This is a genomic window from Burkholderia cenocepacia, from assembly GCF_014211915.1.
GTDB lineage: Bacteria > Pseudomonadota > Gammaproteobacteria > Burkholderiales > Burkholderiaceae > Burkholderia > Burkholderia orbicola.
Genome location: NZ_CP060039.1, coordinates 287862 through 309621 on the forward strand (window position 1 = coordinate 287862; position 21760 = coordinate 309621).

Here is a 21760-nt window from a genome sequence, read left to right on the forward strand (position 1 = left end):
CGATTGTTGGCTCGCTCTCACCGTTGAAATACACAGGGCTTCGACTGGCTGGCGGGGTAGTTGTCCACGTGCGGTACTGCGTTGCCTCCCGGCCATACGCGCACCCTCACCGTTGAAAACCACAGCGCTTCGAGTGATTGAGCAGGCCGGATATCCACATGGACGTACGTTCTCCGATCGATGACTGACGCACGTTTCGAAGCGTACCGCCAAGGGGCAATCCATATCGGAAGCGGCTCGTCATGCGGTCGGGCACGGATGCTCACCGTCGAAATACACAGTGCCGCGAGTCGTTTCGACGGACGGATATTCACATGGAGGTGCATTCTCCGATCAATAGCTGACGCACGTTTCGAAGCGTACCGCCAAGGGGCAATCCATACCGGAAGCGGCTCGTCATGCGGTCGGGCACGGATGCTCACCGTCGAAATACACAGTGCCGCGAGTCGTTTCTGCCGACGGATATCCACACGGGCACGCGCGTCGTCGTTGCTCCCACCTTGCGCTCCGGTCGGACAGGAACAGCGCTCGTGCGGCATCGGCAGTCGAACGGCAGCATTCCGACGGCCCTCGCGCCGATCGCCGGCTCACGCTCACCATTGAATTGCACAGCGCGCCGAGTCGCTGGAGAACGCGGATAGGCACGTCGAAATCTGCATATTGCGAACCACGCGCCGGCGCTCACCGTTAGAATGCACAGCCCTTCGATTGGGGGCCGGAGCCGGATATCGACGTGTTGGCGCCGGCAGGTTGCGATCACGCACTCTGCGCCAGTCGGCTAGAATGCGCGGCGCTCCGAACCTCGGCAACGACCGGAAACCCGCGCCAATGCAGGCACACCGCCAGATCGGGCGCGACACTCACCGTTGGCTTTCACAGCATTTCGCTTCGATTTGCCGCGAGTTGTCCACAACCCGCTTCATGTATCGCGCAGCGTCCGGTCACCCTCACCTGTGAAAACCACAGCGCGCCGAGTCGTTTCGGGCCGCAGATATCCACAACCGGCGCACGCCCGGATCTTCCTCTGCCGATCGACGGACGACTCGGCACGCAACAATCGGGAAAAGCTGGAAAGGCTGGAAAGGCTTGTCGGGCCGGCCTCGGCGGCACGCTCACCGTTCAAATGCACAGCGTTTCGAGTGATCGTGGTGAGCGGTTGTCCACATCCCTCCGCCGATGCCTCATCGCACCGGCGCGCACACCGGGCGACGTTATTCGGCAATCGACCGGATGATCTTCGCCGGATTGCCGCCGACCAGCGTATTCGGCGGGACGTCCCGGGTGACGACGGCCGCGGCTGCGACGACCGCATTCTCGCCGATCGTCACGCCGCCGATGATCGTCGCGCCCGCGCCGATCCACACGTTCCGCTCGATCACGATCGGCTTCGCGATCACGCCGTCGCGCCGCCGCGAAGGCTCGACCGGATGACCGGACGTGATCAGGCTGACGTTCGGGCCGATCATCACGTCGTCGCCGATCTCGAGTCCGCCCAGGTCGTAGAACGTGCAGTTCTGATTGACGAACACGTTGCGTCCGAGCTTCATACCGGCGCCGCCCGTCGCATGGAATGGCGGGATCAGCATGAAGCCGTCGTCCACCTGCGAGCCGATCAGTTCACCGAACAATGCGCGTACGTCCGCCGCATCGTCGAACGTCAGGCGGTTGAGCCGCGCGGTGATCGCCATCGCCCGCTTGACCTCGGCCACCATGGCCGCCGATTCGGGCGTTCTGCGCGGAATGATCGTGGTGCGATCGTCGGTTGTCATGCGTGACTTGTCTCCGGTGAGTGCGACGGTGCGTGATGCGTCGGCGACCGCGGCCGGGCGATTGCGTTACCGTATGCGCGGGTACTGGGCCATGAGCCGGGCGCAATGTAGCAATGCTGGTTCGCGCCAAGGATTTCTCTGAATTTTCATAACTAGTTTTTCTATAACTAGTTATATTACGAATTTCAGTCCCGCAAGGCTCTGCGGGTCATCTCCCGCGATTCACCGCTGCCCCAACGCATCGAATCAACTGCGTGCAACCGAATCTGGTACCCGTTGCCGGACGCCCTTGGCCCTGTGCCCCTAGCCGGGCGCCCCTAGCCGGGCGCCCCTGTCCCAACCTCCCGCGCTCGGGTACGCTTGAGCATCGACCGGATCGACAGCAGCACCCAAACGCGGAGGCGCGATGAAGCTCTACTACTGGCCGAAGACCCGGGCATTCCGGGCGCTGTGGATGCTCGAGGAAATCGGCGTGGTGTACGAACTCGTGCCGATCGACCTGCGCTCGCACGAACAGGGCAGCGACGCGTTCGTGCAGGTCAACCCGATGGCGAAGCTGCCCGCGCTCGACGACGGCAGCGCCCCGTTCGCCGAATCGGGCGCCGTGCTGCTCTATCTTGCCGACCGTTGCCCGGGCGCCGGGCTCGGCGTCGCGCCCGACGATCCGCTGCGCGGCCGCTTCCTCCAGTGGATGTTCTTCACGCCGACCTGCCTCGAACCGGCGATGGCCGAGAAATTCACCGGCGCATCGGGCAACCCGGTCGCGTTCGGCTGGGGCAATATCACGCGTGTGCAGCGCGCCCTCGCGCAAGCGCTCGCCCATAGCCGCTGGCTCGTCGGCGAACGCTTCACCGCCGCCGACCTGCTGCTCGCCAGCACGCTGAAGATCGCGTTCGACGCGCATCTGCTGCCGCACGAAGGCGTGCTCGGCGACTACGTCGCACGCGCCGAGGACCGCGACGCGTTCCGCCGCGCGGTCGCGATCGAACAGCGCGAAGCGGCGCGTCTGCTGCACGCATGACGCGCGACGGGGCGGCGCCCCGCCGCCCTTGATCACGCCTGCGCGGCCGGCCCCGGCGCCGACGCACCCGCGTCAATCACCACGCCCGGCGAACCGCGCTCGTCGGTATCGACGTCGATCGGCACGACTTCATGAAAATGCGTGTAATCGATATGCGTGATGCCGTCCTCATCGTGCATCAGGTCGACATAGCGGTGGCCCCAGCGGATCGCGTCATGTGCCCACTCGTGACGCGCCTGCATGACCTGCGCGGTGGTCTCGTCCGAGCCCTCGATCGTGATCAACAGCGACGCTTCGCGCGCGGCGAGCGACTCGGGCGTCTCGCCGAACAGCGCGCTCGACTCGTCGATCACGTGCATCAGGTTCCAGCCGAGCAGGAAGATCGGATGCTCGTTGCGCACGAGCGGCAGGTCGTGAATCTTGCGCAGCGAGTAGCCCTCGTGCGTGCCTTCGACGCGCATCAGCCGCAGTTTCGCCTGCGCCTCGGCAATCACGTTCTGGCGGGCATTCGCGGCGCGCACCATCAGCGTCATCCGGCCGTTGAGCGGCCGCACGATCGCGTAGCGCGCGAACAGGATCTTCGCCTGCGGCCGCGAAAACCGCGCGAACACGAGCCCCGTGGCCAGTGCGATGCCCGACATCCCGACGAAGATCTCCAACGTCGCGACGAGGTGCGCATAGACCGTCTGCGGATGCATGTCGCCGTAGCCGACGGTCGCAAGCGTCTCGACGCTGAAGAAGAACGCGCCGCCGAAGCCGGCCGGCGACTGGTTCGCGATCGGCGCATGGCCGAGCAGGTAGAGCGTCGCGAAGCCGCCGTTGAGCAGCAGGAACAGCACCGCGAGCGACAGGAAGAACACGGGCCAGCTGACCGTCAGCGCGCGATGGTAGAAGTCGCGCCAGCCGAGCGGCGGCATCCCGTACGCGATCACCGGGCGGGTGCCCGACCAGATCTTGCGGCCACGGCCGCGGGAGGCTGGGGAGGACGAATCGACGTTCATCGCGCGGCGCCGGTTGCAGGGAGGCGATGAGCGTAGCACGCGCGGCGGCGGGCGGGAATGCGGGCCGGTTTGGAACGGCAACGCGCCGCGCAGGCGTAAAAAAGCCGGCCGCACGAGCGGCCGGCTGCGTCGTCATGCGGGCTCGCGCGTCGCGCGCACCGCATTCACTTCCGGTCGACGATCACCTGGTCGAACGTGCCGCCGTCGGCGAAATGGGTCTTCTGCGCGTTCGCCCAGCTGCCGAAGACCTGCTCGACGCTGAACGTCTTCAGCGCCTTGAACTCGGCCGCATGCTTCTTCAGCACGGCCGCGTCGCGCGGGCGCAAATGGTGCTGCGCGATGATCTCCTGCGCTTCCGGCGTGTACAGGTAATCGAGATACGCCTGCGCGACCTTGCGCGTGCCCTTCTTGTCGACCACCTTGTCGACGACGGCGACCGGCGGCTCCGCGAGGATGCTCGCCGACGGATATACGGCGTCGAACTGCGCGCCCGATGCGCCCGTGTCCATCAGCGCGACTTCGTTCTCGAACGTGACGAGCACGTCGCCGATGCCGCGCTGCGTGAACGTCGTCGTCGCGCCGCGGCCGCCCGAATCGAGCACCGGCACGTTGCGGAAGATCGCCTTCTCGAAGTCGAGCGCCTGCTGGTCGGTCGCGCCCTTCTGCTTCTGGAAGCCCCATGCGGCGAGATACGCATAGCGGCCGTTGCCCGACGTCTTCGGGTTCGCGATGATCACCTGGACGCCCGGCTTCGCGAGATCGCTCCAGTCCTTGATCGCCTTCGGGTTGCCCTTGCGCACGAGGAACACCATCGTCGTCGAGTACGGCGAGCTGTTGTCCGGGAAGCGCGCGCGCCAGTCCTTGGGCAGAAGCTGCCCGCGCTCGGCGAGCAGGTCGATGTCGTTCGGCTGGTTCATCGTCACGACGTCGGCCTGCAACCCCTGCAGCACCGACAGCGCCTGCGCGCTCGATGCGCCGTGCGACTGCTTGATCGTGACCGTCTCGCCGGTCTTCTGCTTGTAGGCGGCGGCAAAGCTCGCGTTGATGTCCTTGTACAGCTCGCGCGTCACGTCGTACGACACGTTCAGGATCGACGTATCCGCGTGCGCGGCCGTCGCCGCCACGACCAGCGCCGCCGCCGCGCCCGTGTGCAGCCAGCGGCCGATCCCCTTGATGCTTGCCATCGTGATATGCCCCGTTTCCAGTGGTGGTGAATGTGCGTGACCGCACGCGTACGCGCTGTCATCGAAACGTAAGCGGGCATTCTAGCGGCCGGCCGCGGCGCGCCTTCCAATCAGTCGTGGAAAGCAAATCTCGAATTCTGCTAAACGGCGGCCGGGGCTCGCGCGCGCCGCCGCCCCGGTGTTAAGATCGCCGCTCAGCCCACTCACGGTTCATCCATGTCCGCTACCCTGCGCTCGCCCTCGATCCTCGCCGCCGTCGCGGCAGGTGCGCGCGCGGCCGGGCTGAAACTGAAAAAACGACTCCTCGACTGACGGGGACGTCGCGTCCCGTCAGGCGAATGCCGGACGGGATGCCCGCAGGTCGTTTCATTCTCCTTGCACGCACGCCTCGCTCCGGCACGCTGCCGGCGGAACGGTTCCTTCCCACTCCGTTTCCACCATGAGGCTTTGCATGAACACACGTTTCGAAGGTATCTGGCTGCCGATCATCACGCCGTTTCATCATGGCGAGGTCGACCATGCGGCGCTCGCGCGGCTCGCGCGCCGCTATGCGGCCGCGGGCATCGCAGGCTTCGTCGCGGGTGCGACGACCGGTGAAGGCGTGCTGCTCGACGCGCGCGAACAGGACGCGGTGTTCGCGACGCTGCGCGACGCGGCGCCCGGGCTGCCTATCGTCGTCGGGCTGACCGCGAGCGCGACGCACTTCGCGGCCGCCCGCGCGCGCGAACTCGCGGCGCTGCGCCCCGACGGGCTGCTCGTCACGCCACCCGTCTACGTGCGGCCGACGCAGGACGGCATCCGTCGCCATGTCGAAGCGATCGTCGACGCGGCCGACCTGCCGGTGCTCGTCTACAACATCCCGTACCGCACCGGCGTGAACGTCGAACTGGACACGCTGCAGGCGCTCGCGTGCGACTCGCGCGTCGCCGGCATCAAGGAATGCGGCGGTACGCTCGACCGGATGAGCCGGCTCGTGCACGACACGCCGCTCGCGATCCTGTCCGGCGACGACAACCAGAATTTCGCGGCGATGTGCGCGGGGGCGCACGGCGCGATCGCGAGCAGCGCGCACGTGCTGCCCGAATGGCATGTGCGCATCCACGCGCTACTGCGCGACGGGCGGCTCGCCGATGCGCGGCGCCTGTCGGTCGCGCTGCAGCCGCTCGTCGCGGCGCTGTTCGCGGAACCCAACCCGGCGCCGGTAAAGGCCGTGCTCGCCGCGCAAGGGTGGTGCGAGGACGGGTTGCGGCTGCCGTTCGTGCCGGCGAGCGAGGGGTTGCGGGAGCGGTTGGCGGCGATTTGCGCGACGCTCGAGGCGTCCGCGCAAATTACCGCGGCAGCGTAGGATTTCGCGCCGAAAACTGTTTCAAACCGTCAAAATCCGTGACGCGCCATACTGCGAAAGATGGCCGTCCGCGGTCACGAGCAACAGCGGTTCGTACCACGCCTGCGCGACGAGCAGGCGGTCGAATGGATCGAGATGGTAGTGGGGTAGATGACGCACGGCCGCGCCGTGCGCCATTCGAACCGGCAGTTCGCGGTACTCGCTCGTGTTGATCTTGTCGACCAGACGATCCACATCGACATCCAGCTTTCCCGTCCCGGCCTTGATCGCAACTTCCCAGATACTCACGCTGCTAACGAACACTTCATCGGCAGCGGTGATCAAACTGCGCGCGCGAACGCTCAGTTTCGGATCGTTCGCCACTGCCCAGAGAAAGATGTGCGTATCGAACAGCAGCCGCATTACTTCCCCATGAATGCGGCCAGTTCTTCGACGGAAAGCGGTGCATCGAAATCATCCGCAATCCACATCTGCCCCTCGAGGGCACCGAATGGATGAATCGGCCTGAGCGGCACGAGCCGGACCGCCTGCTTGCCGGCCTGCGTGATCACGACACGTTCGCCGGCAATCGCGGCATCGAGAAGCCGCTGCAGATCGAGCGTGGCTTCGGGGACAGTGGCAACTTGCATGATGAGCTCCATTGAGTGACCCACCATTGTTGCGACATTCGCGTCATTGCTCCAATAGGCCGAACGTCCAGCCGCTCGGACACTGGCTGGTCGTCGCGTCCGGAATCACGCCGCAAGCGCTCCCTCCGTCGCCGCCCCCACCGCCTGCGTCACGATCCGCGCGAGCCGGTCGACCGTCGGCGTCGCCGACGACGTGCGCCGCAGCAGGATCAGCGGCAGGCTCGGCAGCGCCGGCAGCCCGCACGACGCCGCATCGAGCACGCGCACCGACGCGGGCAGCCCGTAATGCGAGCGCACCGTCAGCCCGAGACCGGCCGCCGCGGCCGCCCATAAGCCGGCCAGGCTCGGCGTCGTGAACGCGACGCGCCACGGCATACCCGCGCGGTCGAGCGCATCGGTCGCCGCGCCGAAGAACCGGCACGGCCGGTCGAACACGACGAGCGGCAACGGCTCGCCCGTCGCACGCACGGCACGGCCGCCCTCGCCCTCACCGCGCACACCGCCCTCCCCACCCGCATCCCCGCCGCCGTCCATCATCGCGACACGCCCGCCCGCCACCGCGCCGATCCATTGCATCGGCACGTGCGCGATCGCCTCGCTGTCGACGCCCGACCGCGACACGAGCGCCGCCGACGCCGGATCGCCCCACACGAGCGCCAGATCGAGCTGGTTCGCATCGAGCCGGTCGAGCAGATCGGCGTTGCGCGCGACGCGCGCCTCGATCTTCACCTTCGGATGCGCACGCGCGAACCGCCCGAGCACGTCCGGCAGGATCGCCTCGCCGAAATCCTCCTGCAGCCCGACCCGGACCCAGCCGTCGAGCTTCACGCCGCGCACGGCCGCGGCCGCCTCGTCGTTCAGCTCGATCATCCGCCGCGCGTAGCGCACCATCGCGTCGCCGGCGTCGGTCAGCGCGAGCCCGCGCCCGGCTTTCACGAACAGCGGCGTGCCGGCCTGCTCCTCGAGCTTGCGAATCTGCGCGCTCACCGCCGACGACGAGCGCGCGACGCGGTCGGCCGCCTTCGCGAAACTGCCGAGATCCACGCCCGCGACGAGGCTGCGCAACGCCGCGACGTCGAAGTTGGGCCGCGCCAGCGCGGCATCGGCCCCCGCGAGCGGCTCGCCGCCGTCGCGCGGAATGTCTTGTCCAGTCATTTCAATCATCCTGTTTCATCGAACGATTCGTCAAAAACTTTCCGATTTTCAGGATGAATGTAGGCCGCCAGACTGTGGACGTCAACTTCGAACCGGGTCTACCGTCATGGATACGTCGTGCATCGCTTCTCCCTCCTCGCCTGCCCGCGACGTGCGCGGGCCCGCCCATCGCTGGCGCGTGCTGGCGACCGGCGTCGCCGCGAACCTGAGCTTTTCGGCCGCCGCGGCCGGTATTCCGACCACGGCCGTGTGGATGCGCTCGGCCTATCACCTCGACAACGGCGCGCTCGGCCTCGTGCTCGGCGCGCTCGGCTTCGGCGTCGCGCTGTCCGAGTTGCCGTGGGGAATCGCCGCCGACCGCTTCGGCGACCGCCGCGTGCTGCTGACCGGGCTCGTCGCGACGGCCGCGATGCTCGCGCTGATGGTGTGCACGATCGTCCCGACCGCGCACGCGGTGCCGCCGCTGATGCGCGTCGTCGCGGCGATGTGCTGCGTCGGCCTGCTCGGCGGCAGCGTGAACGGCTCGAGCGGGCGCGCGGTGATGCGCTGGTTCGGCGAGCGCGAACGCGGGCTCGCGATGAGCATCCGCCAGACGGCCGTCCCGCTCGGCGGCGGCCTCGGCGCGGCGCTGCTGCCGTCGCTCGCGTCGCATGCCGGCTTCGCCGCGGTGTTCGGTGCGCTGATGCTGCTGTGCGCGGGATCGGCCGCGCTCACGTGGCGCTGGCTGCACGAGCCGCCCGCCGAGCCGGCCGCGGCGCGCCTCGCTCCACACGTCGCCACGCCTCGCACGGCCCAACGGCCGCAGGCCGCCAGCCACGCGCGCAACCCGCTGGCGAGCCGCCCGGTGTGGCGGATCGTGCTCGGCATTGGCCTGTTGTGCGCGCCGCAGTTCGCGGTGCTCACGTTCGCGACGGTGTTCCTGCACGACTTCGGCCGGCTCGGCCTCGCCGGCATCAGCGCGGCGATGGTCGCGCTGCAACTCGGCGCGATGGTGATGCGGGTCTGGAGCGGCCGCCACACCGACCGGCACGGTAACCGCCGCGCGTACCTGCGCGGCTCCGTGTTCGTCGCGGCCGGGTCGTTCACGCTGCTTGCGGCGGCCACGGCCGGCAGCCCGCATGTGCCGCTCGCCGCGATCGTCGCGATTCTCGTGTTCGCCGGCATCTGCGTGTCGGCCTGGCACGGCGTCGCGTACACGGAGCTCGCGACGCTCGCCGGCGCGAACCACGCGGGCACCGCGCTCGGGATGGCGAACACGGTCGTCTACCTCGGGCTGTTCGCGACGCCGCTCGCGATTCCGCCGCTGCTCGCCGCGAGTTCGTGGAGCGTGGTGTGGCTCGCGGCGGCGCTGGTCGCGAGCGCGACCTATCCGCTGTTCGCGGCGAAATAGCCGCCGACCGTTTCACTCGGGCGACTCGGGCGACGCGGGCATCGCGGCAAAGACCCGCGACGCCCGCTCCCCCCGTCAGGCCGCCTCGCGCGCCAGCGCGCGCCGCGCGGCCGGCCGTTCGGCCTCGCGCTGCGCATGAGCGGTCCATGCAGGATGCCGCGTCATGTCGAGCCCGATCGCGACGCCCCAGCGATACAGCACGAGCAGGAACGGACCGACGATCGAATGCGCGCCCGGCTCGGCCCACGTGCGGCCGTCGGCCAGCAGGGCTTCGATCGACGCGTTCGCGGCGTCGATCGTGCCGCGCCCGTGCGCGCTGACCGCGCCGTGCAGCGCCGGATCGTCGATGAAGCGGCCCGGCCGCCACAGCGCGCCGTAGCCGACGCCATGCACCCAGCCGACCAGCCAGGCGAGCCATTCGTGGCACCGCGCCTCGCGCAGCGGATCGTCGAGCGGCAGCAATTGCGCATCCGGATAGCGGCGCGCGAGATACGTGAGGATCGCCGGCGTTTCGGTCAGCGCGCGCGGCTCGCCCGGAATCGCGAGCACGGGCACGCGCGCTTTCGGGTTGATCGCGAGATAGCGCGCTTCGAGGTTCTGCTGCTCGCGCACGGACACGATCTCGACGTCGAACGGCGCGCCGGTTTCCTCCAGCGCGATGTGGGCGGCGAGCGAGCAGGCGCCCGGCGAAAGATAGAGACGATAGGCGTTCATGGCGGTGTGGCCCGACGGGCTGTGGAAGACGGAACCGAGTGTAGGAACGCACGCCGCCGCGCGGCAAACGATGAATTGTCGTGCTCGGACATTAGTGTTACTAATACCCGTATGCGACGCATCCACCTCCCTCCGCTGCAGACGCTGCGCGCGTTCGAAGCCGCCGTGCGGCTGCAGAGCTTCACGCGCGCGGCCGACGAACTCGCACTCACGCAAGGCGCGGTCAGCCAGCACATCCGCGCGCTCGAGGCGCAGCTCGGCTATCCGCTGTTCACGCGCGAACGCAACGGCGCGACGCCGACGCACGCCGCGCATGCCCTCGCACTGCAGGTTCGCCAGGGCCTGAGCGTGCTCGAACGCGCGTTCGAGCCGACGCTGGCGGTGCGCCGCCGCCCGCGCACCTGCGACGTGACGCTGAACGTGAGCGTGCTGCCGAGCGTCGCCGAGCGCTGGCTCGTGCCGCGCCTGCCGCGCTTCTCCGCCGCGCATCCGCACATCTCGATCGTGCTGCATCCGGACGTGGCGCTCGCGCCGCTGCGCAAGCGCGATCGCATCGACGTCGCGTTGCGCTACGGGCCCGGCACGTGGCCCGGGGTCATCGCCGAGAAGCTGATGAACGAGACGATCTTCCCGGTCGCGAGCCCTGCATACCGCAATCGCGACGGCGTCGCGCCGCGCACGCCGGCCGACCTCGTGCGCGCGACGTTGCTGCGTCATCCCGCGCAGCCGTGGGAACCGTGGTGCCAGGCCGCGCGGCTCGACCTCACCGAATCCGCGCGCGCGCCGCGCTTCACCGACACGAACGCGCTGATCGACGCGGCACTGAAAGGCCGCGGCGTCGCGCTCGCGCGCCGCTCGCTGATCGAGCCGGAACTCGCCGACGGCACGCTCGTGCGCGTGTCGACGGTACGCATCACCGACGTGTACGCGCACTACGTCGTGTGGCGCCCCGGCCATCCGCACGAAGCCGCGATCCGTACCTGGCTCGACTGGCTGCGCAGCGAAGTGCGGCGCAGGACGCCGCGGCGCTGACGCCAATGCCGATGCCGACGCTCACGCGCGCATCGGCATCGCCACCTTGTCGAGCGTGATCGGCAGATCGCGCACCCGCACGCCGGTCGCGTGATAGACCGCATTGGCGATCGCGGCCGGCACGCCGGTGATGCCGATCTCGCCGATGCCGCGAATGCCGAGCGGATTGAAATGCGTGTCGTTTTCGTCGACGAAACTCACGTCGAGTTCGCCGATGTCCGCGTTCACGGGCACGTGATATTCGGCGAGATTCGCGTTCGTGAAGCGGCCGTGGCGCACGTCGAGATGCGAGCCTTCCTCGAGCGCGGTGCCGAGCCCCCACACCATCCCGCCGATCAACTGGCTGCGCGCCGTCTTCGCGTTGAGCAGGCGGCCGACGCTGTAGACGCCGACGATGCGCGGCACGCGAATCGTACCGAGCTCGGCGTCGACGTGCACTTCGGCAAACACCGCGCCGAACGAATGGGACGCATAGCGCGACTTCTCGTCGCCGGGCTTCGCCGTCGCCTGCGCGTCGATCGGCTGGCCGCCCGCACGCGCGATCACCGCCGCGGCCGGATCGCGCCGCGACGGGTCGCCGCGATGCACGACCCAGCCGTTGTCGACCGTCACGTCGTCGGCCGCGGTGCCATGCAGCGGCGATCCGGAGTCGGCGATCGCCAGCGCGATCAGCTTCGCGCGCGCCTGCAGCGCGGCCTCGCGCACGGCGGGCGCCACGCTAGCCGCCGATTGCGAGCCGCCCGATACCGGCGCGCGCGGCAGACTGGAATCGCCGAGCGCGAAGCGCACGTTCTGCGGCGCGAAACCGAGCGCATCGGCCGCGACCTGCGTCATCACCGTGTAGGTGCCGGTGCCGATGTCCTGCGTGCCCGACGCGACTTCGGCCGTGCCGTCCGGCAGGATGCGCGCCCGCGCCGACGCTTCGCTGCGGTTCGCCGGATACGTGGCGGCCGCCATCCCGAGGCCGATCAGCGTGTCGCCATCGCGCATCGTGCGCGGCGCACCGGTGCGGCGCGACCACCCGAAGCGCCGCGCGCCGGCCTCGTAGCATTCGCGCAGCTTGTTGCTCGACCACGGCTTGCCGTCCTGCGGATCGACCTCCGCGTAATTCGCGAGCCGCAGCGCGACCGGGTCCATGCCGAGCCGCCACGCGAGCTCGTCCATCGCCGATTCCAGCGCGAACGAGCCCGACGCCTCGCCGGGCGCGCGCATGAACGTCGGCGTGCCGACGTTCAGCGACACGATCCGGTGCGTGGTTGCCTGGTTCGGCACCGCGTACATGATGCGCGACGGCATCCCGCACATCTCCATCCAGTCCTCGAACGTCGACGTAGTGGCGATCGTGTCGTGGCGCATCGCGGTCAACGCTCCATCTTGGCGTGCGGCCAGCACGATGCGCTGCTCGGTGAACGGCCGCCCGCCGACCGGACCGAACATCTGAGGCCGCGTCAGCGCGAGACGAACCGGGCGCCCGACCTGCTTCGCGGCCATCGCGCACAACGACACGTGCGACCACGACGAACCCTTGCAACCGAAGCCGCCGCCGAGGAACGGCGAAATCACGCGCACGTGCTCCGGCGCGATGCCGAACACGGCGGCCACCGCCGTGCTCGCGCCCGACACGCCCTGCGTCGCGTCGTGCAGCGTGAGTGTCGGGCCGTCCCAGCGCGCCATCGTCGCGTGCGGCTCGATCGGGTTGTGGTGCTGCATCGGCGTCGTATAGGTTGCGTCGACACGCACCGCGCCTTCGCGCAGGCCGGCCTCGACGTCGCCGCGCTGCGTATCCATCGCGCGGCCCTGCTGCTTCGGCGGCACGCGCGCGCCGCGCTTCGCCTGCGCGAAATCCACCACCGCCTCGCTCGCGCGATAACGCACCTGCACCGCATGCGCGGCGTCGGTCGCCTGCTCGAGCGTTTCGGCGACGACGACCGCGACGGGTTCGTTGCTGTAGCGCACCGTGTCGTCCTGCAGCAACGTGAGCCGGCGCCCGGCGGGCGGCGACAGCGGCGGCCGGCCGCCGTTGGGCAGCCGCATCGCGTTCTCGTGCGTGATCACGATCAGCACGCCCGGCATCGCGCGGGCGCGCGCCGCATCGATCGATTCGATGCGGCCGGACGCGATCGTGCTCGTCACGAGCACCGCATGCGCGAGCCGCGCATCGGAGAATTCGGCCGCGTAGTGCGCGCCGCCCGTCACCTTCAGCACGCCGTCGACCCGGTCGAGCGGTTGTCCCGTCAACGTGTTCATGCGGCACCTCCCGTGGCGGCGGCTGCCGTTCCGACCGCACGGACGATCGCCCGCTGCGCGAGCGCGACCTTGAAGCCATTGCCGTCGAGCGGCCGCGCATCGTGCAACGCCAGCGCGGCCGCCTCGCGCAGTGTCGCGTCGGTCGGGGTACGGCCCGCGAGATGCGCTTCCGCCTCTCTCGCGCGCAGCGGCTTGTGCGCGACGCCGCCGAGCGCGATCCGCGCGTCGGCGACGCGCGGGCCGTCCATCCGCAGCGCGGCCGCGACCGACACCAGCGCGAACGCGTAGCTCGCGCGATCGCGCACTTTCAGATAGTGCGCATGGTCGGCAAAGCGCGGCGGCGGCAAGTCCACCGCGGTGATCAGTTCGCCCGGTTCGAGTGTCGTGTCGAGATCGGGACGGTCGCCCGGCAAGCGGTGAAACGACGCGATCGGAATCTGCCGTGCGCCGCGCGGGCCGCTCACCTGCACGACGGCGTCGAGCGCGGCGAGCGCGACGCTCATGTCCGACGGGTTCACCGCCACGCACTGCGGGCTCGCGCCGAGGATCGCGTGCATCCGGTTGTGGCCGCCGATCGCCGCGCAGCCGCTGCCCGGGTCGCGCTTGTTGCACTGTGCGAACGCGGGATCGTAAAAATACGGGCAGCGCGTGCGCTGCATCAGGTTGCCGCCGACGGTCGCCATGTTGCGCAATTGCGCGGACGCGCCGGCGAGCAGCGCCTGCGACAGCAGCGGATAGTCGGCGCGCAGGCGCGGATGGTCGGCTGCGTCGCTGTTGCGCACGAGCGCACCGATGCGCACGCCGCCGCCAGGCAGCGCGTCGACCGAATCCAGACCCGCGATGCGCGTGATGTCGATGAGCGTGACGGGCCGCGCGACGCCGCCCTTCATCAGGTCGAGCAGGTTCGTGCCGCCGCCGATGAAGGCCGCGCCGGGCCGCTGCGCCGCGCGCACGGCGCCGGCGACGTCCGTCGCGCGTTCGTAGGAGATCGCTTCCATTGCGGTGCCCTCCGTCGGCTAGCCGTGCGCCGCATGCGCGGCGCGCACGGCGGCGACGATGTTCGGATACGCGCCGCAGCGGCACAGGTTGCCGCTCATGCGCTCGCGGATCTCGTCGTCCGACAGGTGCTCGGGACGGCGCCGCACGTCGTCGGTGGCCGCGCTCCCCGCACCTGCCGCGAACTCGTCGAGCAGCGCGGTCGCCGAGCAGAGCTGGCCGGACGTGCAGTAGCCGCACTGGAACGCATCGCATTCGACGAATGCGCGCTGCACCGGGCTCAGCTCGCCGCCGCGCGCCAGCCCTTCGACGGTCGTGATCCGCGCGCCTTCGTGCATCACCGCGAGCGTCAGGCAGGCGTTGATGCGTCGCCCGTCGACGAGCACCGTGCACGCGCCGCACTGCCCGCGATCGCAACCCTTCTTCGTGCCCGTGAGTCCCGCGTATTCGCGCAGTGCGTCGAGCAGCGTGACGCGCGGTTCGAGTTGCAGCGTGTACGCGCGTCCGTTGATGTCGAGACGCACGGGCCGCGCCGGCACCGTATCGCGGCGGGGCGCAGCCGGCGTGGATGCCGCGTGCGGCGGCTGCGGATGAACGTGCGATGCGGCGCTGACGGTCGCGGCAGCCGCCGCGGATTGCAGGAAGCGGCGCCGCGCGGCGCTGGACGGCGTATCGTGCGACAGCGGCGGCGCCCCCGCTGAATGGCTGGTCCCGAGCGGCGACGGGGCGGCATCGCGCGCCGGTTCGGCGGACGGAGAATCGGATCGATCGCTGGACATGACTTCTGCTCGCTCCATGGTGGATGGACGCGGATGTGCCGCCCGTGCCCGAATGGCAGCACGGTTGGCACGCGCATCGGCAAAGAGCAATTCGGGTGCCGCGAAATTGTGGGGACAGCGTGCCGGTGCGGTGCCGGCCGCCTGTGCGTGGCGCATACCGGGCAACAGCTGGCCGCGTTGCCGGTGATAGCGGCTCCATGACGCCACGCTGGCGCGCGGCTGGCCGTTCGCTGACGAAGCGGCAATAACGCCCGGTTTTTGGGCGTGACGGGCCGCGCATCGGTCGCAAGTTGCCGGGCGCATTGGCCATGCCGCGCATGGCGCGCGCGTCGCCGCGGCCGGGTCGCGGCGTGGCGCGCCGTGTAAATGTGCGCAGCATCCGCGTCTGCTGGAAAATTCCGCCATGCGTGCCGGCGGATCGCCGCGACGGCCTTCGGTCAGCCTGACGAAAACCTGTCGCGATCACGCCCCGAACGCAGACGATTCACCGAAACGTCGCATCGCGGCGGCATACTCGAAAACGTTTCCCGATCAGCCTGCCAGGAGAAAAGTCATGCGTCGCGTTTCCGTCGCCGTCGTTCTGTGTACCGCCGTGTTCGTCGCCGCGTGCAGCGACGACGCACCGCACGACGCCAACGCGACCGACGCCGCGCCGCAGGCCGGCGCCTCGAGCGGCGCCGCCAGCGCGTTCAACAGCGACGCGACCGCGAATACGGCCGCGTCCGATGCCGCGCCGCTCGCGCTGCCCGTCGTGCACTACCCGCCCGATGACGACGACGATGCGAAGCCCGCCGCGAATGCAGCAGCCTCCAGCACGGCCGCGTCGTCGCCGGGCTGATTCCGTCGCCACGTGATAGAAGTCGGTACCGCTCGGGGAGAGCGGCGGGCGCTCACGTCGAGCCAGCGCTGGCATGACGTAACGGTCGGCGACGGCACGAACGGCACGGTGTCGCACCACCTCACGGGCGATGCCGAGCCCGGCCGGCCAAGCGATTCGGACCCGGCCGCCGTCAGGCCTGTGCGCGCGCCACAAGCGCAACAAGCGCCGCAAGCGCGACGGCGCGCGATGCCGCGACCGCCGCCGCGCGGCATGCGCCGCGCAACCCGCCCGTCAGACCGCGTGCGCGAGCGCGCGATCGACGAGCGCGGCCTCGAAGCCGTCGTCCGCGTCGCGAAAGCGCAGCGGCGCCGCGCAATGCACCAGCGTGTCGATGAAATATTTCGCGCGCGGCCACGGCCCGAAGCCGGCCGCCGTGTTGATGTGCCCGGCGTCGCCGAGGTTCACGAATGCGCTGCCCAGTCGCTGCGCGAGCGCGCGCGCATCGGCGAGCGGCATCCACGGATCGGTCTCGCTGCCGATCACGATCGACGGCACCGCGAGCCGGCGCGCGTCGAACGGCCCGGCAAAGGTGAATTTCTTCGGGCTGGCCGGCGCGACGAACAGCACGCCCGCGACGTCGCCCACATGCGGCCACTGCGCGAGCGCATGCGCGGCCGCGAGGCAGCCGAAGCTGTGCGCGGCGAGCACGAACGGGCCGCGCTCGCGATCGAGCAGCGCGCGCACCGATTGCGCCCAGCCCGCGAGATCGGGCGCGTCCCAGTCGTGCTGCTCGACGCGCAACGAGCGCGGGAACTGCCGCTCGAGCCAGGTCTGCCAGTGGGCGCCTTCGCTGCCGTGCAGGCCCGGAACGGTGACGAGCCGCGGCGGCCACGCCGATTTGCTGCATGCGCGCATGATTGCCCTCCGCTTGCTTGAAGACGAGGTTCGATTGTGGCGTCGGGTACGCGGCGACCGAACCAATATTTTGTGCTTTGCTTTTGCTCGGCCGACGGCCCGGCGACCGTGCGAAACGCGGCCCGGGTCGAACGCCCGGCCCGCACGACGGCGCAATGCGCGGCGAAACCGTAGAATGTGGGCTTCCCGTCTGCTTCACACGGAACCGTCCCCGCGCCGACGCGCCGGGCCGGTCGTCAGGAGTCGCCCGATGTCCGCTACGTCCGCCGGCGCGCCGCGCCCGGCTCTACTCGTCGTTCCCGCGACGCACCTCGCCGGCGCGCGCGCCGTCACGCAATGAAGATCCTGTTCCATTCACCGCATCAGGACGCCAGCGCATGGCGCGACGAGATCGCGCGTGCGCTGCCGGAAGCCGAACTGCGCGCCTGGCAGCCGGGCGATACGGCCGCCGCCGACTACGCGCTCGTGTGGCGCCCGCCGCGCGAGTTGTTCGCGCCGCGCGACGGCCTGCGCGCGATCTTCAACCTCGGCGCGGGCGTCGATGCGCTGCTCGCGCTCGAGCACGCGCATCCGGGCACGCTGCCCGCGCACGTGCCGCTGGTGCGGCTCGAAGATTCCGGCATGGCGCAGCAGATGGTCGAATACGTGACGCACGCGGTGCTGCGCTACCTGCGCCGTTTCGACGAATACGACCTGCAACAGCGCGAACGCCGCTGGCAGCCGCTCGAACCGCATGCGCGCGCGAACTTCACCGTCGCCGTCCTCGGCCTTGGCGTGCTCGGCGCCGAGGTCGCCCGCGCGCTCGCCGCGCTCGGCCTGCCGGTGCGCGGCTACAGCCGCAGCGCGAAGCAGCTCGACGGCGTCACGACCTTCGCCGGCGACGGCGCGTTCGACGCGTGCATCGACGGCGCGAAGGTGCTCGTCAACCTGCTGCCGAGCACGCGCGATACCGACGGCATCCTGTCGGCGCGCGCGTTCGCGCGGCTCGCGCCCGGCGCGTACGTCGTCAACGTCGCGCGCGGCGCGCATCTCGTCGAAGCCGACCTGCTCGACGCACTTGCAAGCGGCCAGGTCGCCGCGGCCACGCTCGACGTGTTCCAGCACGAACCGCTGCCGGACGACCATCCGTTCTGGCGCGCGCCGCGCATCACGATCACGCCGCACAGCTCGGCCGAGACGCTGCGCACGGAAGCCGTCGAGCAGATCGCCGGCAAGATCCGCGCGTTCGAGCGCGGCGCGCCCGTCAGCGGCATCGTCGACTACGCGCGCGGCTACTGAATTCCGCCTACACAAAACCGGAGACAACCATGACGTTCCCCACCGCCGTCAAGATCGTCGAAGTCGGCCCGCGCGACGGGCTGCAGAACGAGAAGACCTTCGTGCCGACCGACGTGAAGATCGCGCTCGTCGACCGGCTGTCGCGCGCCGGCTTTCGCAACGTCGAGGCCGCGTCGTTCGTCTCGCCGAAATGGGTGCCGCAGATGGCCGACGGCGCCGACGTGATGGCCGGCATCGAGCGCCGCGCGGGCACCGTGTACTCGGTGCTCACGCCGAACCTGAAGGGCTTCGAGCATGCCCTCGCCGCGCGTGCCGACGAAGTCGTGATCTTCGGCGCGGCGAGCGAGGCGTTCTCGCAGCGGAACATCAACTGCAGCATCGCCGAGAGCATCGCGCGCTTCGAGCCCGTCGCGAAGGCCGCGAAGGACGCGGGCCTGCGGCTGCGCGGCAGCGTGTCGTGCACGCTCGGCTGCCCGTACCAGGGCGAGGTGCCGGTCGCGTCGGTCGTCGACGTCGTCGAACGGTTCGCGGCGCTCGGCTGCGACGAGATCGACATCGCCGACACGATCGGCGTCGGCACGCCGAAGCGCACGCGCGAAGTGCTCGCGGCCGTCACGCGCGTGTTCCCGCGCGAACGCCTGTCGGGCCACTTCCACGACACCTACGGCCAGGCGCTCGCGAACATCTACGCGGCGCTGTTCGAAGGGATCGAGATCTTCCACGCGTCGGTCGCGGGCCTCGGCGGCTGCCCGTACGCGAAGGGCGCGACCGGCAACGTCGCGACCGAGGACGTGCTGTACCTGATGCAGGGCCTCGGCATCGAGACCGGCATCGATCTCGCGCAGGTCGTCGCCGCAGGCGATTTCATCTCGAACGCGATCGGCCGCGCGAACGTGTCGCGCGCCGGGCGTGCACTGCTTGCCAAGGCGCAGAGCGCGGCCGACGCCGCGAACTGCGTCTGATCATCTCGTTCCACGGATTCCCCGACATGACGACACCCGCTTCATTCGATTCCCTCCCCGATTCCGCGCGACGCGTCGCGCTGCTGCTGCGCGAGCGCGGCCATGCGAAAGGCATCGTGATGCTCGCCGAAACCGGCAAGACGTCGGCCGAGGCCGCGGCCGGGCTCGGCTGCTCGGTCGCGCAGATCGCGAAGTCGATCCTGTTTCGCCGGCAGGCCGACGGCGCACCCGTGCTGGTGATCGCGAGCGGCGTCAACCGCGTGGATGAAAAGAAGGTCGCCGCGCAGGTCGGCCCGGTCGGCCGCGCGGACGCGAAGTTCGTGCGCGACAACACCGGCTATGCGATCGGCGGCGTCTGTCCGATCGGCCATCTGGTCGAACCGGTCACGCTGATCGACGCCGACCTGCTCGCGCTCGACAGCCTGTGGGCCGCCGCCGGCCATCCGCACGCGGTGTTCAACCTGTCGCCGCACGAGCTCGTGTCGCTGACGGGCGCGCCGGTCGCGGACGTCGCGTTGCGGGAGTCCGCATGAGCGACGTGACGATGCCGGTCGCCACGGTCGCGTCGCCGTGCACGGACGTCTGCCGGATCGATCCGCGCACCGACTGGTGCGCGGGCTGCCTGCGCACGCGCGGCGAGATCAAGGGATGGCGTGAGTCGGACGACGACGAGAGGCGCGCGCTGCTCGCGCGGCTCGACGCGCGGCGGCGCCTGATCGCGGGCAGCGAGACATAAAAAAAAGCCGTTCAACCTCACGGGCGAACGGCATCGAGATCGGAATCCTGTGAACGTGATCAACGTCACAGCCCGCATCATACGAGCGACGCGACCGCATCGCATCGGGTGTTTCCCTACAACTTCTTACAGCGCTTTTCACGGCTGCGCGCGACAGCCGCGTGATGTCATTTCGTGCGCAACCGTCGTTCCCGATACGCGCCCTCGACGGGCCGTCGCGTCACCGCGCGGCCGCGTCGAATCGTCTGACCGTTTCAGTTGCCGACCGCCGCGCGACGCGTGGGCACGATCCTCCAGCCGAGGTTCACACCGGCCGCCGCGAGCAGGATCAGCAGCGCGCCGAATACCTGCGTCCACGCGAGCGTCTGCCCGAACGCGACGCGATCGACGACGATCGCGACGACCGGATAGACGAACGACAGCGCGCCCGTCATCGCGGTCGGCAGCTTCTGGATCGCGCCGTACAGCAGCACGTACATCAGCCCGGTGTTGACGATGCCGAGCACGATCAGGTCGAGCCATTGCCCGGCCGTCGCCGGCAACGTGTCGAAGTGCGCGAACGGTGCGAGCAGCACGATACCGAGGCCGACCTGCAGCAGTGCGAGCAGATGCGGCGGCGTGCCCTTCAGGTGCTTCGTGATGATCGACGAGATCGCATACAGGAATGCCGCGCCGAGCGACAGCGCGACGCCTTCCAGATATTCGCCGGGCACCGCGAGCACGGCCGGCTCGACGCGCACCACGAACACCAGCCCGGCGAACGCGAGCGCGAGCCACGCGAGCGTCGACGCGGTGATCCGCTCGCGGAACACGATGGCCCCGAGCGCGACGAGCATGAACGGCTGGGTGTTGTAGACGGCGGTCGCCATCGAGATCGACGCGCGCGAATAGGCGGCGAACAGCAGCAGCCAGTTCGCGACGATCGCGAGGCTGCCGAGCGCCACGAGCGCGAGCATCCGCGGCGAGAACAGCGAGCGGCGCAGGAAGCCGAACGCCGCGCAGACGATCGCGAGCGTCGCGGCGCCAAATATGCAGCGGAAGAACACGACATTGGTCAGCGGCTGCTGCGACGACATCACGAGCCAGCCGATCGTGCCGGACATCAGCATCGCGACGATCATCTCGGCGGCGCCGCGGCGAATTTCATTCGAGGCCATCATGAACTCCGTTGAAAAGCGGGGATGAGTTCGATTCTAGAAACTTGCTTTCGCCATAACCATGACTAAACTGAAGTGAATCCGCCAATTCACCTTCGAAAGCAAAGCGATCATGCCGAAACGCCTTTCCCCGCCCGCCGTCGCGTCGCTCGACGCGACCGACCGCGCGATCGTCGCCGCGCTGGCCGACGACGCGCGCCTCGCGACCAGCGAACTCGCCCGGCAGATCGGACTGTCGGCGCCCGCGACCGCCGACCGCGTGCGGCGGCTCGAGGCGCAAGGCGTGATCGCCGCATTCACCGTCGAGCTCGATCCGCGCGCGCTCGGCTACACGCTGCAGGCGATCGTCCGCGTGAAGCCGCTGCCGGGCCAGTTGCATCTGGTGGAGGAGTTGCTGCGGCGGATTCCCGAGTTCGTCGAATGCGACAAGGTCACCGGCGACGACTGCTTCATCTGCCGGCTCTACCTGCGCACGATCGAGCATCTCGACGACATCCTGTCGAAGGTGACGGAGCGCGCGGAGACGAGCACCGCGATCGTGAAATCGACGCCCGTGCCGCGCCGCCTGCCGCCGCTCGTCGAGGACGACCACGCACACCGCTGAGCCGCGACGGCAAGCGTACATCCCTG

The 21760-nt window shown here is 69.4% G+C and carries 22 protein-coding genes; 10 read left to right on the forward strand and 12 right to left on the reverse strand.

What is annotated here, in order from left to right; all coding sequences use genetic code 11:
- Positions 1-1211: 1211 nt before the first annotated feature.
- Complete coding sequence (locus tag SY91_RS01320; RefSeq protein ID WP_023477903.1) at positions 1212-1769, reverse strand: DapH/DapD/GlmU-related protein; 558 nt, start codon at positions 1767-1769, stop codon at positions 1212-1214.
- A 406-nt stretch (positions 1770-2175) separates the two neighbouring features.
- On the opposite strand from SY91_RS01320, the gene SY91_RS01325 reads away from it, so the two are divergent.
- On the forward strand, positions 2176-2790 hold the full coding sequence (locus SY91_RS01325; protein ID WP_006477638.1) for a glutathione S-transferase family protein: 615 nt from the start codon (positions 2176-2178) through the stop codon (positions 2788-2790).
- A 32-nt stretch (positions 2791-2822) separates the two neighbouring features.
- Here SY91_RS01325 and SY91_RS01330 read toward each other — a convergent pair whose 3' ends face one another.
- On the reverse strand, positions 2823-3791 hold the full coding sequence (locus SY91_RS01330) for an ion channel (RefSeq protein WP_011546349.1): 969 nt from the start codon (positions 3789-3791) through the stop codon (positions 2823-2825).
- A gap of 164 nt (positions 3792-3955) precedes the next feature.
- Positions 3956-4975, reverse strand: coding sequence for a sulfate ABC transporter substrate-binding protein (locus SY91_RS01335; protein ID WP_006484066.1), 1020 nt, complete (start codon positions 4973-4975; stop codon positions 3956-3958).
- Positions 4976-5426: 451 nt separating this feature from the next.
- On the opposite strand from SY91_RS01335, the gene dapA reads away from it, so the two are divergent.
- Positions 5427-6320: a 4-hydroxy-tetrahydrodipicolinate synthase gene (dapA, locus tag SY91_RS01345; protein ID WP_023477904.1), complete on the forward strand. Its 894-nt coding sequence runs from the start codon at positions 5427-5429 to the stop codon at positions 6318-6320.
- Positions 6321-6341: 21 nt separating this feature from the next.
- Here dapA and SY91_RS01350 read toward each other — a convergent pair whose 3' ends face one another.
- The 3 genes from SY91_RS01350 to SY91_RS01360 all read right to left on the reverse strand — a co-directional run bounded on the left by SY91_RS01350 (position 6342) and on the right by SY91_RS01360 (position 8104).
- Entirely contained in the window at positions 6342-6722 is a 381-nt protein-coding gene (locus tag SY91_RS01350) for a type II toxin-antitoxin system VapC family toxin (protein WP_023477905.1), read from the reverse strand.
- The gene (locus tag SY91_RS01355; protein ID WP_011546353.1) at positions 6722-6961 is read right to left on the reverse strand and encodes a type II toxin-antitoxin system Phd/YefM family antitoxin; all 240 of its coding nucleotides are present in this window, start codon (positions 6959-6961) and stop codon (positions 6722-6724) included. The genes SY91_RS01350 and SY91_RS01355 overlap by 1 nt, the downstream gene beginning before the upstream one ends.
- 93 nt (positions 6962-7054) lie before the next feature.
- Complete coding sequence (locus SY91_RS01360; protein ID WP_043888609.1) at positions 7055-8104, reverse strand: LysR substrate-binding domain-containing protein; 1050 nt, start codon at positions 8102-8104, stop codon at positions 7055-7057.
- Positions 8105-8210: 106 nt separating this feature from the next.
- Here SY91_RS01360 and SY91_RS01365 point away from each other — a divergent pair, with 106 nt between their 5' ends.
- Positions 8211-9494 carry an MFS transporter gene (locus SY91_RS01365; protein ID WP_185921018.1) on the forward strand — a complete coding sequence of 428 codons (1284 nt, stop codon included), beginning with the start codon at positions 8211-8213 and terminating at the stop codon, positions 9492-9494.
- A gap of 75 nt (positions 9495-9569) precedes the next feature.
- On the opposite strand, the gene SY91_RS01370 is transcribed toward SY91_RS01365, so the two are convergent.
- Positions 9570-10208, reverse strand: a complete 639-nt coding sequence (locus SY91_RS01370) for a glutathione S-transferase family protein (protein ID WP_023477727.1) — start codon at positions 10206-10208, stop codon at positions 9570-9572.
- 111 nt (positions 10209-10319) lie between these two features.
- Between SY91_RS01370 and SY91_RS01375 the strand changes: the two genes are divergently transcribed.
- Positions 10320-11240, forward strand: a complete 921-nt coding sequence (locus tag SY91_RS01375) for a LysR substrate-binding domain-containing protein (RefSeq protein WP_023477728.1) — start codon at positions 10320-10322, stop codon at positions 11238-11240.
- Positions 11241-11261: 21 nt separating this feature from the next.
- Here the strand turns inward: SY91_RS01375 and SY91_RS01380 are convergent, their stop codons facing one another.
- From SY91_RS01380 to SY91_RS01390, 3 genes are read right to left on the reverse strand one after another with little or no spacing between them, the layout of a single operon-like run.
- On the reverse strand, positions 11262-13487 hold the full coding sequence (locus SY91_RS01380) for a xanthine dehydrogenase family protein molybdopterin-binding subunit (protein ID WP_023477729.1): 2226 nt from the start codon (positions 13485-13487) through the stop codon (positions 11262-11264).
- Positions 13484-14485 carry an FAD binding domain-containing protein gene (locus SY91_RS01385; protein WP_023477730.1) on the reverse strand — a complete coding sequence of 334 codons (1002 nt, stop codon included), beginning with the start codon at positions 14483-14485 and terminating at the stop codon, positions 13484-13486. The genes SY91_RS01380 and SY91_RS01385 overlap by 4 nt, the downstream gene beginning before the upstream one ends.
- A gap of 18 nt (positions 14486-14503) precedes the next feature.
- Positions 14504-15262: a (2Fe-2S)-binding protein gene (locus SY91_RS01390; protein WP_043888550.1), complete on the reverse strand. Its 759-nt coding sequence runs from the start codon at positions 15260-15262 to the stop codon at positions 14504-14506.
- Between the two features lie 553 nt (positions 15263-15815).
- Here SY91_RS01390 and SY91_RS01395 point away from each other — a divergent pair.
- The gene (locus SY91_RS01395) at positions 15816-16100 is read left to right on the forward strand and encodes a hypothetical protein (RefSeq protein ID WP_043888551.1); all 285 of its coding nucleotides are present in this window, start codon (positions 15816-15818) and stop codon (positions 16098-16100) included.
- A 273-nt stretch (positions 16101-16373) separates the two neighbouring features.
- Here the strand turns inward: SY91_RS01395 and SY91_RS01400 are convergent, their stop codons facing one another.
- Positions 16374-16997, reverse strand: a complete 624-nt coding sequence (locus tag SY91_RS01400; RefSeq protein WP_012329348.1) for an RBBP9/YdeN family alpha/beta hydrolase — start codon at positions 16995-16997, stop codon at positions 16374-16376.
- A 336-nt stretch (positions 16998-17333) separates the two neighbouring features.
- On the opposite strand from SY91_RS01400, the gene SY91_RS01405 reads away from it, so the two are divergent.
- Genes SY91_RS01405 through SY91_RS01420 form a run of 4 tightly spaced genes read left to right on the forward strand, consistent with a single transcriptional unit; the run spans position 17334 to position 19973 of the window.
- Complete coding sequence (locus SY91_RS01405) at positions 17334-18275, forward strand: 2-hydroxyacid dehydrogenase (protein WP_023477733.1); 942 nt, start codon at positions 17334-17336, stop codon at positions 18273-18275.
- A gap of 29 nt (positions 18276-18304) precedes the next feature.
- Complete coding sequence (locus tag SY91_RS01410) at positions 18305-19237, forward strand: hydroxymethylglutaryl-CoA lyase (protein ID WP_006477623.1); 933 nt, start codon at positions 18305-18307, stop codon at positions 19235-19237.
- A 26-nt stretch (positions 19238-19263) separates the two neighbouring features.
- Positions 19264-19770: a YbaK/EbsC family protein gene (locus tag SY91_RS01415; RefSeq protein WP_023477734.1), complete on the forward strand. Its 507-nt coding sequence runs from the start codon at positions 19264-19266 to the stop codon at positions 19768-19770.
- Positions 19767-19973 carry a DUF1289 domain-containing protein gene (locus SY91_RS01420; RefSeq protein WP_023477735.1) on the forward strand — a complete coding sequence of 69 codons (207 nt, stop codon included), beginning with the start codon at positions 19767-19769 and terminating at the stop codon, positions 19971-19973. Before SY91_RS01415 ends, SY91_RS01420 begins: the two co-directional genes overlap by 4 nt.
- Before the next feature lie 254 nt (positions 19974-20227).
- Here SY91_RS01420 and SY91_RS01425 read toward each other — a convergent pair whose 3' ends face one another.
- On the reverse strand, positions 20228-21130 hold the full coding sequence (locus tag SY91_RS01425; protein ID WP_023477736.1) for a DMT family transporter: 903 nt from the start codon (positions 21128-21130) through the stop codon (positions 20228-20230).
- Between the two features lie 112 nt (positions 21131-21242).
- On the opposite strand from SY91_RS01425, the gene SY91_RS01430 reads away from it, so the two are divergent.
- Positions 21243-21734 (forward strand): Lrp/AsnC family transcriptional regulator, encoded by a 492-nt coding sequence (locus SY91_RS01430; RefSeq protein ID WP_023477737.1) that lies wholly within the window; start codon positions 21243-21245, stop codon positions 21732-21734.
- Positions 21735-21760: the final 26 nt, after the last annotated feature.